We start from the raw sequence: 12284 nt of genomic DNA, 5'->3' as shown, positions 1-12284 counted from the left end.
CTGGAGGGGCTGCGATGAAGGCGATGATGTAGCAGATTGTGGCACTCAGTAGTGTGGGAATCATCAGGACTCCGAACCAGCCTACATAGAGGCGGTTGTCTGTGCTGGTGACCCAGTTACAAAACTGGTCCCACAGGTTGGCGCTTTCGCGCTGCTGTAAGGTGGTTGTCATTTGTTTATGATTGCGTTATTTGGTTTTCAATGTTCGTGACGGCTTTGTGTTCCGCCATGTAAATAACATAAACCTTTTATTTCGGTTTGTAAAGGGGTTTTAAGCACAGTTAAACTGATGGATGTGATAAGCAAAGGTTATATAGAGCTGAAAGGCTTGATTTGTAAGGGTTTTTGGAAGTATGGCAGGGAATTTGCGGGCGATCGCACGAAAAAAATAATGTTCATAATCTAGCTGGCAAGGAGATTGGGGACACTCGTCAGTGTTAAGGTAGTTGAAGTATTGCGATCGCCAACCGCAAAACTTGCACTTATATATATAGTTATTTGGTCGATCGACTTCGATCGACCAAAATCCCAAAGAATGTCCCGCACCGTCACATACAGCCCAGCTTATACCCTGGTTCCCACCTACGAGTGTTTTAATCGCTGCACCTATTGCAATTTTCGGACTCAGCCGCTGCAAAGTCCTTGGCTGAAACTCCCAGAAGCCGAAACACAGCTCAAATTGCTGCTTCCTCAAGGTGTAATTGAAATTCTGATCCTCAGCGGCGAGGTACATCCCCAGAGTCAACGGCGAAAAGCTTGGTTTCAGCGGATTTACGATTTGTGCGAACTGGCACTTACTCTCGGATTTTTGCCGCATACTAATGTGGGGCCGCTCAGCTTTGAGGAGATGGCACACTTAAAAGAGGTGAATGTGTCGATGGGGCTGATGCTGGAACAGTTGTCCCCAGATTTGTTACAAACGGTTCACCGACACGCACCGAGTAAAATGCCGGCGCTGCGGCTGCAACAGCTAGAATGGGCTGGACAATTAAAGATTCCGTTTACAACAGGTTTGTTGCTGGGAATTGGGGAAAGTGAGGCTGATTGGATTGAGACGTTGGAGGCGATCGCCCGCATCCATTCCTGCTACAATCACATTCAAGAAGTTATCCTCCAACCCCATAGTCCGGGAAACAAGCAAAGTTGGGAGGGTGAAGTTTTCGATGCTACAAAAATGCCACAAGTAATTGCGATCGCCCGCAGCATTTTACCTGCAGAAATCTCGCTGCAAATCCCGCCCAATTTAGTTGCACAGCCCGAAATATTGATAGCTTGTTTAGAATCAGGTGCGAGAGATTTAGGAGGAATTGGGCCGCTGGATGAAGTTAATCCCGATTATCCTCACCTGCAACACCAAACCTTAACAGAAATTTTAGCAGCATCCCGATGGCAGCTCGTGCAGCGTTTGCCTGTTTATCCTCAGTACGATAATTGGCTGCCGCAGACATTGCAAACTGCTGTTCAACAATGGAGAGTTAGTCATTAGTCAGCAGTCATTAATCAGCAGTCATTAGTGATTATACCAAATCCGGGTTGGGACTCCCCTTTATAAATTCGTCGGCGCAGGCCGACATCGTTTGTGTAGACGCGGTTTCAACCGCCGAATCATCAAAGGGGTATGTTAACTTTTAAATCAAAGAACCACCACCGTCAATCCACACTTCAGTACCTGTGATAAAGCTGGATGTACCGGATACTAAAAATAAAACTAATTGGGCAATTTCTTCGCTAGAACCAGCAGTATTATCAGTCAAAGGAATCATATCTTGAAGGTAATCACGGTCAACTGGAATGCGATCGAGATGTCGCTTAGTGGTGCTTTCCTCGATCGCAGTCAGCACCCCGCCCGGACAGATAACATTGACTCGGATGTGGCAGGGCGCAAGTTCTAGCGCCAGCATTTTTGCAAAAGCTACTTGGGCCGCTTTGCTGCAAGCGTAAGCTGTAGCCCCAACTTTCCTGAAACTTCTGGTGCCATTAATCGATGATGTTATGACAATCGAACCCCCTTGTTTTTTTAGATAAGGAACTGCATATTTTACAGTCAAGAATGTTCCTGTGATGTTGGTGTTAATTGTCTGGTTCCACTCATTGAGCGATATCTCTTCTACCGGCGACCAAACACCGTTAATCCCCGCATTTGCGAACACAATATCAATTCTTTGATATTCGTCAAAAATTGTTTTAAATGCCTGCTGCATTTGCTGAGTGTCCCCCACATCTGCGGCAATTGCCAGCCCGCGCCCTCCTTCATTCATTAGTTGGCAGACTGTTTCTTGCGCCGTTTCTAAACTTAGATCGATAATAGCAACTTTTGCGCCTTCTTTTGCCATTAAAATTGCTGCTGCACGACCAATTCCCGACCCGCCGCCAGTAATAACGGCAACTTTTTCTGCAAGTTTCATTTTTTTATATAAATAACGTTTTGGGCGATCGCCTAAACATAAGACTAGAGTTCTAAAAAACTAAAGTCCCCACGGCAAACAGGCTTTACTCGTCAAAAATAGTAAGTAAAAAGTGGTTTGACGCAATAATTATAGCAGTAAGGTGCGCGGGCGCACCCTACTTCAGGCAGAGAAGTCAGTCAATGTTAAGACAGTCCTTACGGCTGCGGAACCCAGACAGAAACTGAACCGGCGTTACACCGGAAATCTGCCCAACCATCGTCATTCGTTACGATGGGTTCTGTGACGTGTTCCATGATGTCAATATAAGTTCGATTCGGATGCCCGACTTCCATAAACTTAGTACCATCACCTCCGTTACTGAGTACCACGGCCATGCCGCCCGGATGTTCTTCATCTCCGAGTCGCGTCCAGCCAATTGTGTTGGCGTGGTCGAAGTAATCGTATTGATTCCCGTAGGAATAGGTTTGGCGGGCAAACAGCAATTTATCTATAATCCACTGATGTTTGTCTAACCAAATCTCGTATTCATTGCCATCATTTGCTGTATCTTTATAGTTATCGCCGTAATAATCCGGGTAAAAAATACAGGGATATCCTTCACTCCGCAGCAGGATTAAAGCGTAGGCAAGGGGTTTAAACCAAGATTCGACAACTGATTCTAACGATTGCAAGGGTTGAGAATCGTGGTTGTCAACCAAAGTAACCGCGAGGGTTGGTTGGTCTTTTACCAGGGTGTTGTCAAAAATTGTTCGCAAGTCGTAGCTGTTGCCGGCCTTGCTAGCAGCGTGGAAATTGTAGTGGAGGGGCGCGTCAAATAAGGATACTTTACCGTCAGTTGCTTGGATGAAGTAGTGCAAAGCTTCTACTTCGTAAGACCAATATTCACCTACGGCAAATAGGTCGCGTTTGGCATAGTTGCGGACGTGTTCCAACCACTCTTGGAAAAATCCTGCTGCTACGTGTTTGACGGCATCAAAACGAAATCCGTCAACGTTTGTTGTATCCACATACCACTCGCCCCAGTATTTTAACTCCCCGGTGACTTCTGGGTTGTCCATATCTAAATCGCAACCCATGAGGTAGTCAAAGTTGCCTTTTTCTAAGTCTACTCCTTGATCGAATTCTTTGCCTTTTAGCAGGTAAATGGCATGGGTATCAGTGTTGTAAGCGTTGTAATCAATAGCGTCAAAATGCCACCAATGCCACTCCATGCTGGAATATTTTTTGTCGCGCCCTGGGAAAGTAAAATGCGTCCAAGCTTTGATTTTTTGATATTCGCCTACGGTGTCATTGCGGTTGTCTGGATTGAAGGGTGTGGCTTCGGCTTCTTCTTCGGCATCGGCACCTAATTTGTGGTTGAAGACAACATCGGCATAAATCCGAATTCCAGCTTCTTGGGCAGCTTTGATTGCGCGCAAATACTCATCTTTTGTGCCGTATTTAGTGCGTACCGACCCTTTTTGGTCGAATTCGCCTAAATCGAACAAGTCGTAGACGCCATAGCCTACATCCATACCGCCGCCCGTTCCTTTGTAGGCGGGTGGCAACCACAGGGATGTAACGCCGATTTTGGCTAAATCTTTTGCAGATTCTGCTAGCTGGTTCCACAGGTTTCCGTCATCGGGGGTGTACCAGTGGAAATACTGCATCATGACGCCATTGACTTCAGACATATTAAGTCTTTCCTGTTTTGTAAAGTTGCCAGATATATTTTTGTTAGTTGCAGAGCGCTCTGGCTATGCCTGCAATTTTATGGTCAATACTTATCATAAAACATATAAATTAATAATAAAAAACATCTTTGGATAGATTGACAATTTAGTTCTTTTTTGCTAAAATCTTTATAACATATGTAGCAAAGCAAAAAATATTATAAAGATTGTAATTTTTGCCCTCGCAAACCTGCTTGATATTATGTCAGCTTGAACGAAAATAATTAAATTGGTTCGATGGTTCGGACTGAGGCGATCGCACCCAAACCTGGTAACGGTTGTTTAATGAAAATAAGAGGATTGTTAGATTTGCCGACGATCGCACAACCACCTCTTAAGCATAAATTATCAAGATGCTGCGGGCGCTGCGGCTACTCGCTCAATTTTAGTAGTCCAAGTACCGTCGATCGCCAATTCGAGCAATCTAAATCCGGGCCCAATTGTGTCGAGGACTATCGGAGAGGTTTTGGGTAACAGTTGGATGCAGGTACTGGGTGTGCCCAAATAGGAAACTAAGCCTCGCTGTTGTTGAAATTCTTGGTGAATGTGGCCGCAAAGAACGATTTTGATTTGAGGATATCGATCGACAATTGCGAAAAATTCAGCGGCATTGTGCAGCATCATGCTGTCCATGATTTCACAGTCGATCGCCAATGGATGATGGTGCAAAGAAATGATCACAAATCGATCGCCCGTTTGTTGCAATTGAGAGTCCAGCCAATCCAAGCTTTCTGGGGAAAGCCGCCCGCCGTCGCATCCGGCTTCGACACTCGAAAGCAATAAAAATTGCCAGTTTCCTAGCTTCCAAGATTTTTCTGGGGAAATAGGCGGTTTATCTAATATTTGTTGCATGACTGGGATGTTGTCGTGATTTCCAGGTATCCAGTAAGCGGGAATTTTGAGGGGGGAAATCAGGGAGGCGAGGAGCTCGTAGGATTCGGGTGTTTCGTCTTGGGATAAGTCCCCTGTCAGCAGCAGCAAGTCTGGCGGAGGCTGGATTTGTTGCAGGCGATCGAGAACTGAAGAGAGGGTGTGGGCGGTTGAAAGGCCTTTCCAAGTGCGATCGAATTCTGCAAACAGGTGAGTGTCGGTGATTTGGGCGACTCGGAGGGGGGAAACTGTTGTCATGGCTGGTGTTGCGGGCGATCGATGTAGTTCTAGAGTAGCCTGTCACAGGGGTTTTGGGGATCTGCGAACAAAGGGCGAGAAAAATTTTTGACGAGTATGTTAAAACGATCGAGATTTGGTGTAATATCAAATAACGTCAAATTTCAGACGTAACGGCGGCATAGCCAAGTGGTAAGGCAGAGGTCTGCAAAACCTCCACCCCCAGTTCAAATCTGGGTGCCGCCTTTTTGATTTATGTTTGGATATTCGCGGTGCTCGGTTACGAGATGGGTTGAAGGGATATGGTGCGCCAATAAACCTTAATTTTAAAAATAGAAGATGTTAGGTGTGATATGAGTCAAAATTCAAATCCACAAAGCTTAAACACAACTACGTTTTCGCAAATTGTCAACAATGAATTTGACATTACTGAAACCTATTGGCATCCTGATATGGGTGGATTAGTGCCTGAATTAATCCATGCTACAGAGACAATCGATCCTTGGATTCCAGGCTTGCGTCAGATTATGGAGCAAAATCTGAAACAACCTGGTCAAACTGTTGCCGCTCCAGCACTTTTGAGACGGGATGAATGGGCAAACATTGAATCGCAATGGTTTTGGGATAATTATATTGCCGGAAATATTGGTGCTGTTGATGGAACAATTATTTTTCCTCACACGAAGTTTGTTTTAACTCAAGTTTTTGCCGTAGGAGTTGGAGTCTATAACTCAGCCGGAAATACTGACACAAAATTAACAGCAACTAGAACCGTGGCAAATTTTGTGCAACCACCGCAAGGAATCCCAACCATTCAAGAAATAACGACGGCAATTAATCAAACAAAAGTTCTTACACAGGAGAAATCTTGGCCTAATACATGGAGAGAATATAGAGAACGAGTAGCGGCTATTGAAACTAACGAACAGATAATTTATTTGGACGGCCCTATTATTACTCAAAACCTAGTAACTCAGGAACAAGGTCGTCAAATTATGCGAGATTTACATAATAGAGGGAAGCTTTGCGTGGGAGTTATTAAAGATATTCGTCAAAGCCAGCAAACACTGAGATGGTTTAGTAGAGCTTTACAACAAGATGAAGTTTTTTTAATAGCTAATGTTGGAGATTTATTGCGAGAACGCTTAGAAGACTGGGGAAGCAATTCTAATCTTGTTAGTTTCCTAGAAGATGTAGCTAACCAATATGTTCGGGGCATTTATCAGCCAGGTAAAAAAGTTTTTGGTTTTGAATGCCCAGTTAATCAACTACCAAGGGCTATCGCAATGCTATTTCAAGATTGTAATGGAGTTGCAGGGCATGAGATACCATATACTTTAGATAAGGTAGATTGTGATATCAGAGGAAAGTTTAGACCTGATGAAGCCGAACAGTACCTTTATGGGAAATTAGCTCAACAATACCCAGGGCAAACTTTGGATGAAATGAACGAACGTTTGATGAGGTAATTATGACTTATAGCAATGATTCTTTAAGTGAAACAGAGTCCAATAATAGTCAACAAAATCAAACTCCAACTAACTTTACACCAATTGCCCCATTGGTTACTTGGTCTGATAGCTATGGTGCGAACCCTGCTTATGTGGAGTTGCTAGGTTTTCCTAATAGTCATAATTATCAACGAATTGAAGCACTAGATTTTGTAATTATTGAGGATGTTTGGGATAATCCCCAGTACAAATATTTTGCTAGAATTGAAGAAGCTAATCTTAATCTCCCTTTAATGGGATTAAGTCGAGAAAATCCTACGCGTATTGTCACCCAAGAAAGATATTTAAGAGGGATGCCAACTCCTTCTACTTTAGGTGAATGCGTACATTTGTTCAAAGGGAAGATTATTACTCGCCTTCATAACGGAATATGTTCTTCACCTCGAACAAGACCTAATTGGAATAGTCCAACAAGATTAGCAACTGCTCAAGAAATTATTGACAATCTTGGTCTTCCTACTGCTAACCCTGATTTTGAAATAGGAGTGATTGCATAATGTCCGAAAATATAATTTCAATTTGTTTAGATAATCAAGTGCTACGTCATCATGGGGCAGTAGCTGGTACAACTGGCTACGGCAAGTCTAATACCAATAGTAATATTGTGATGGCTGCTATTAAGATGGGTTATTGTGTTTTCTTGTTTGACCATAAGCCGGACTACCAAAATTTAGAGCAACCTAACGATGAGAAAGATTTATTTCAAAATTTAGAGAAACCTAACGATGAAAAAGATTTAGTTATGGATTTAGAGAAACCTAACGATAAAAAAGATTTAGTTATTCATCCTAAGTGGGAGCCTCAAGGATTTGATTGTACGGTGGACTATTTTTCACTATCGGATGATAAATCTCGTAAAGCTAACGCAAAGGAAAAGTTAATAAATGTATATGCCAGCAGTTTCGATCCTTATCAACTTGCTTCTGCTCTTTTTCATAAAAGAGGGGAAGACGTACCCCAGGAAAATATGACTTTGCTACTGAATGCCTATAAAGACAAACAAGAAGAATATAATAAATATACCTGGGCATTAAAAGAGGCAATTGAGTGGATTCGTGGACTAGATAAGGGTACAATGTCTGATGTTTTAGGTGGTGGTAGTATTACTGGGAATAGTAAGACGGCGATGTTGCGAAAACTACAAGCCAGATCAATGCCTTGGATGGATCGCATGGAAGAAGATTCCAGCGCCCGTAAGTTACCAGGATTAGGAAGCCCTCAAAAACGTCTGGCTCTCGAAATTGACGTACCATTATTAATTAAAGGAAAAACTGTAAATGTTATCCGAGTAGGTCAAAGTCAAGGGAGAGATTATGGTTTATTTTTATCCTTCTTGTTAGAGCGAGTTTACAATGCTAAAGCTTCTAACCCGGATCTACCACCAATTTTATATTTAATTGATGAAGCACAAGATATCTTTAGCGGTTCTAAGCAGTTGCGCGAAGCTTGTGAAGATATGCTCGATGCTAATATGAGAAAAGGGCGTAGTCTTAACATCGCTTTTTGGTACGGTTTGCAAAGGTTCAGTGCATTGCCTGAAAGTATTAGTATCAATATTAACTCCCGCATCATTATGGCTCATAAGCAAGCAGATGAAGTAAAGAATGCTTTACCGGGAGCATCAAAAGAAATTCTTGGTTTGGTTACACAACTAAAACGTGGAGAAGCCTTGGTTAGTTTGTTTGGTTCGACTTCAATTGTACAAGCTAAGATGCACCCATCTAAAGCACTGTTAACTAAGGAATAGTGACCTAACGAACAATGGAAAATAAAAAAATTGCAGTAGAAGAGCTTCATCTAGGTCTTGTTAAAACTCCTCCTACAGAAGCAGAAATCGTGAAATACTTAATGGATGCTAAGTCTGATTTAGCTAAGGTCAAGAACATCTATGATGCTATTTGTGTTAATAATGCCACGAAAGCAATTGAGGAGCTAACCAAACAAGTTGAGATATCACGGGAAATTCGTTTAGATGCAACAGAACTCCGCATTCGGTCTGAAAGAGTATTAGGACTGCTGATAGAGTCCATGCCCTCAAAAAAAAAGGCAAATCGTCAACTATCTAACGGAAGCGCCGATCGATCGGGTGGATTTATAATTGACTCACCAGAAGCAACTTTTCCTACACTCAAAGAATTAGGTGTTAGAAAAGATGAGGCTAACCGTTGCCGTAAACTTTCTAGGGTTCAAGAGGAAACTTTTGAAGCAATCTTGACTGACGTTAGATTGGAAGTAGCAACAAGGAAACGGAAAACTCTGTCTGTTACTGCTCTTGTCAATGCCGTCCGACAACTAGAAAAAGGTAAATCAGAATCTCTTTTTAGTCCTCTCATCAAACCTTCTGATAATTGGAATTTTGCTCAAGTTAAATATGGTCGAATTGACGAACAAGATAGCGAAACAGAAACTTGGGGTTATATTCCCGGGGAACTGTACGCTAACTGTTTTTGGTACTACGTTAAACCTAATGATTTAGTTGTTGCACCAATGGCTGGATCTGGTCAGGTTTGTCGGGTGTATGAAGCTCGTCAAGAGTGGATGGGAAAACACGTTTATGATTTTGATATCAAAATGTTTGATCTGAATCCACGCGGGCAGTACAAAGATTTAATTACTCAACATGATTTGATAAAAAGTTTTCCAGTTGCCAATCCTGATTATATTGTTATGGACATTCCTTATTATGGAATGGTTGCCCAACAGTATTCTAATAAGTCGGAAGATTTAGCCAATATGTCTTTAGAAGATTGGCAGATAGCAATGGCTAGAATTGCTAAAAATTGTGCCACAGCCCAAAAAACTGGAACTCTTTGCACTGTTATTTCTCCAAATTATCGGGATGTAGCCAATGGTTTAATCGTAATGGTTACAGATATAATCCGCTCTTTGTGGGAGTCTGCTGGCTATATTCTTCACGATAAGGCTTATTCAAGTCGAAGAATCCAGCAAAACCAAAGTCCACACATGGCTAGAATGAATAATAAAGCTAAAGCTAATCGAATTATGTTGACTGACATTACAGAGATTTTGACATTTCGGAGAGTATAAAGGGAATGGATTTAGAAACATTACTCGATCGCATAAACCTTGGAGAAGACCAAGACATTGAATTTAAGTCGGCTGAGGGTGGTTTCCCCAATGAAGTTTGGAAAACTGTATCAGCATTTGCAAATACAGATGGTGGCTATATTGTTCTAGGTGTCACGGAAAATCGAAATCGGTTCGAGATTTCAGGTGTCCGCAATCCTAACGTTTTACTTAAAGAGTTTTGGAATAATCATAATAATCCGCAAAAACTGAACTTCTCAATTTGCGGCAATTCTGACTTGCAAACTTTGAAGATAGAAGCTCATAATTTAGTTGTCATTAAAGTTCCCAGAGCAACAAGAACGCAACGCCCGGTTTTTATTAACAATAATCCCATGATTGGGACATATAAGCGCAACCATGACGGGGATTACCGTTGCACTGATGCTGAAGTTCGCCAAATGTTGCGCGATGCCAATGATGCACCTCAAGATATCCAAATTTTAGAAGGTTTCGACCTTAACGATATCGATGCAGAAACATTAAAATCCTTTCGTCAACGGTTTAGCTCTAGAGAACCGGATCATCCTTGGCTGGCATTAGACGATTCGGACTTGTTGCGTCAGTTAGGGGGATGGAGTCGCGATCGCAGCACAGGTAAAGAAGGGTTAACTATTGCTGCTTTGTTGATGTTTGGTCGGGAACGAAGCATTTTAGATGCACTGCCTCACTACCAACTTGATTATCAAGAGCAACTTTCTGACGATCCAGAAACACGATGGACTTACAGACTAACACTTGATGGTAAGTGGGAACCTAACCTGTTTAACTTCTACTATCGCGTTTATACTCGTTTAGTTAATGATTTAGAACTTCCTTTTCAACTCGACAAAGATGCCGTTCGTCGAGGAGAAACTCATGTGCATGAAGCTTTGCGAGAGGCTTTAGTCAATACTCTTATTCATGCAGATCATCAATCTACTCGCCCTTTAACAATTACTAAGTACAAAAATGGTTTTTCGTTTTCTAATCCGGGTCGTCTGAGAATTTCTCTTCAGCAGCTTTACGAAGGTGGCGTTAGCGATCCTCGCAATCCTAACTTGCAAAAAATGTTTCAAATGCTTGGCTTAGGAGAAAAAGCAGGATCGGGCTTTGGAAAGATTATCCGCGCTTGGATAGAGCAGCAATGGTTTCCCTTGGTATCAGAGAAGTTAGAGTTAGAGATGACTTTTGTTGCTTTACCAATGGTGAGCATGATTCCCGAAAATGTCGAAAAAGAGTTAAGGGAAATCGTGGGAGATGACTATTGCGAACTGACAGAATTAGAGCGCATTATTTTGATACTGGCGCATCAATCAGGAGAAATTAGCAATGCTGACATTCAGTGTTATAGCCGAGAACACCCCAGAGATATAGGGGAATGTCTCAAGCGATTCGTAAATAATGGTTGGTTAGAACGCTCTGGTCGTGGACGTGGAACTCAGTACGCTCTACCAAATAAAGGTCAACCTGATTTACTTTCCCTGATTCCAAGCTCCGAACATTACGAATCAAGCTCCGAACATTACGAATCAAGCTCCGAACATTACGAATCAAGCTCCGAACATTACGAGCATCTGCGAAAGATTGCTGCACCGATTCGCGACAAAGGTCGTACCAGCAAAGAGCTTGTCGAGCAGGTTATTTTAGAACTTTGCTCCGAACATTACTTACAACTCCGAACATTAGCTGACTTATTGGGTCGTGCGCCAAACAGTGTCAGGAACCACTATGTAAATCCGATGTTAAAACAAGGCTTGTTAGAGGCACGGTATCCTGACGAACCAACTCATCCTCAGCAAGCATACAAAACATTATTGTCTCAAAAAATCAGCAAAATTTCTGATACTCCGCCATCTCCGCAAACCCCATAAAACATCGTTGACACCAGCTATCTGTCCGCAACGGCGGAACCTTAAACTTTGCGCCACTCGATTGCTAATCACCAATCGCCTCAAAGCAATTAGCAATTAGCAATTTTACGCAAATCATCACATTTTGCTGATAATTCTCTGCACGATTTCTACGCCTGTTACTGCTTGCCAGCCAAACAGCCCCAATAGCGCCACATTGAGAACGATGTGAGTGTATCTGGCAAAATCGTTGCCTTTTTGCATCAAAGGAGTTAGCGAGGCGGAAATGGCAATTATTACCGTCATTCCCAACCCAGCTACTAAGTGCGGGGCGACAAATAGCTTGCCGTTGTTGATGTAGGTGACGGCCATTCCGCCGATCGCCCCCGTTACCATCAAGGCTAGCAGCAAAGAGCCCATCTGGTGGTGTTTAATGTTAAATTTGCCCTTAATTAACTCTTTTTTGACTTCGCCTTCGGCACTTCTAGTCCGGCGGATTTGCAGGCCGAGATACAAAGCATAAAAGGAGATTGCTAGCAATACCCACATTAACACTGGGTGGAAGAATTGGCTCCAAACTTTCACTGACTGCGGAATTTCGAGGTTCATGGTGTTCTCAGGATTAGC

At 42.6% G+C, this 12284-nt stretch carries 10 protein-coding genes, 1 tRNA gene and 1 pseudogene; 7 read left to right on the top strand and 5 right to left on the bottom strand.

Annotated elements, in window-relative coordinates:
• Positions 1-172, bottom strand: a pseudogene (locus IQ270_RS07355) (photosystem II q(b) protein); the annotation flags it as partial.
• 363 nt (positions 173-535) lie between these two features.
• On the opposite strand from IQ270_RS07355, the gene cofG reads away from it, so the two are divergent.
• Positions 536-1486, top strand: a complete 951-nt coding sequence (gene cofG / locus IQ270_RS07350) for a 7,8-didemethyl-8-hydroxy-5-deazariboflavin synthase subunit CofG (RefSeq protein WP_193972589.1) — start codon at positions 536-538, stop codon at positions 1484-1486.
• Positions 1487-1628: 142 nt separating this feature from the next.
• Here cofG and IQ270_RS07345 read toward each other — a convergent pair whose 3' ends face one another.
• The 3 genes from IQ270_RS07345 to cpdA form a co-directional block, all read right to left on the bottom strand.
• The gene (locus IQ270_RS07345) at positions 1629-2405 is read right to left on the bottom strand and encodes an SDR family NAD(P)-dependent oxidoreductase (protein ID WP_193972587.1); all 777 of its coding nucleotides are present in this window, start codon (positions 2403-2405) and stop codon (positions 1629-1631) included.
• A 197-nt stretch (positions 2406-2602) separates the two neighbouring features.
• A complete protein-coding gene (locus tag IQ270_RS07340; RefSeq protein WP_193972586.1) occupies positions 2603-4081 on the bottom strand; it encodes an alpha-amylase in 1479 nt (492 codons plus the stop codon).
• Between the two features lie 387 nt (positions 4082-4468).
• Complete coding sequence (gene cpdA / locus IQ270_RS07335) at positions 4469-5248, bottom strand: 3',5'-cyclic-AMP phosphodiesterase (protein WP_193972585.1); 780 nt, start codon at positions 5246-5248, stop codon at positions 4469-4471.
• Between the two features lie 154 nt (positions 5249-5402).
• On the opposite strand from cpdA, the gene IQ270_RS07330 reads away from it, so the two are divergent.
• The 6 genes from IQ270_RS07330 to IQ270_RS07305 all read left to right on the top strand — a co-directional run bounded on the left by IQ270_RS07330 (position 5403) and on the right by IQ270_RS07305 (position 11678).
• Positions 5403-5473: transfer RNA gene (locus IQ270_RS07330), tRNA-Cys, on the top strand.
• A 107-nt stretch (positions 5474-5580) separates the two neighbouring features.
• Entirely contained in the window at positions 5581-6696 is a 1116-nt protein-coding gene (locus tag IQ270_RS07325) for a hypothetical protein (protein ID WP_193972584.1), read from the top strand.
• A gap of 2 nt (positions 6697-6698) precedes the next feature.
• Positions 6699-7235 carry a hypothetical protein gene (locus tag IQ270_RS07320; RefSeq protein ID WP_193972583.1) on the top strand — a complete coding sequence of 179 codons (537 nt, stop codon included), beginning with the start codon at positions 6699-6701 and terminating at the stop codon, positions 7233-7235.
• Complete coding sequence (locus tag IQ270_RS07315; RefSeq protein WP_193972582.1) at positions 7235-8485, top strand: ATP-binding protein; 1251 nt, start codon at positions 7235-7237, stop codon at positions 8483-8485. Before IQ270_RS07320 ends, IQ270_RS07315 begins: the two co-directional genes overlap by 1 nt.
• Before the next feature lie 14 nt (positions 8486-8499).
• A complete protein-coding gene (locus IQ270_RS07310; RefSeq protein ID WP_193972581.1) occupies positions 8500-9786 on the top strand; it encodes a hypothetical protein in 1287 nt (428 codons plus the stop codon).
• 5 nt (positions 9787-9791) lie between these two features.
• Complete coding sequence (locus IQ270_RS07305; RefSeq protein ID WP_193972580.1) at positions 9792-11678, top strand: RNA-binding domain-containing protein; 1887 nt, start codon at positions 9792-9794, stop codon at positions 11676-11678.
• A gap of 117 nt (positions 11679-11795) precedes the next feature.
• Here IQ270_RS07305 and IQ270_RS07300 read toward each other — a convergent pair whose 3' ends face one another.
• The gene (locus IQ270_RS07300) at positions 11796-12266 is read right to left on the bottom strand and encodes a DUF4079 domain-containing protein (RefSeq protein WP_193972579.1); all 471 of its coding nucleotides are present in this window, start codon (positions 12264-12266) and stop codon (positions 11796-11798) included.
• Positions 12267-12284: the final 18 nt, after the last annotated feature.

Source organism: Microcoleus sp. LEGE 07076, assembly GCF_015207455.1.
In the GTDB taxonomy this organism is placed as follows: Bacteria; Cyanobacteriota; Cyanobacteriia; order Cyanobacteriales; family Microcoleaceae; genus Microcoleus.
This window is presented reverse-complemented; position numbering and strand designations above follow the sequence as displayed.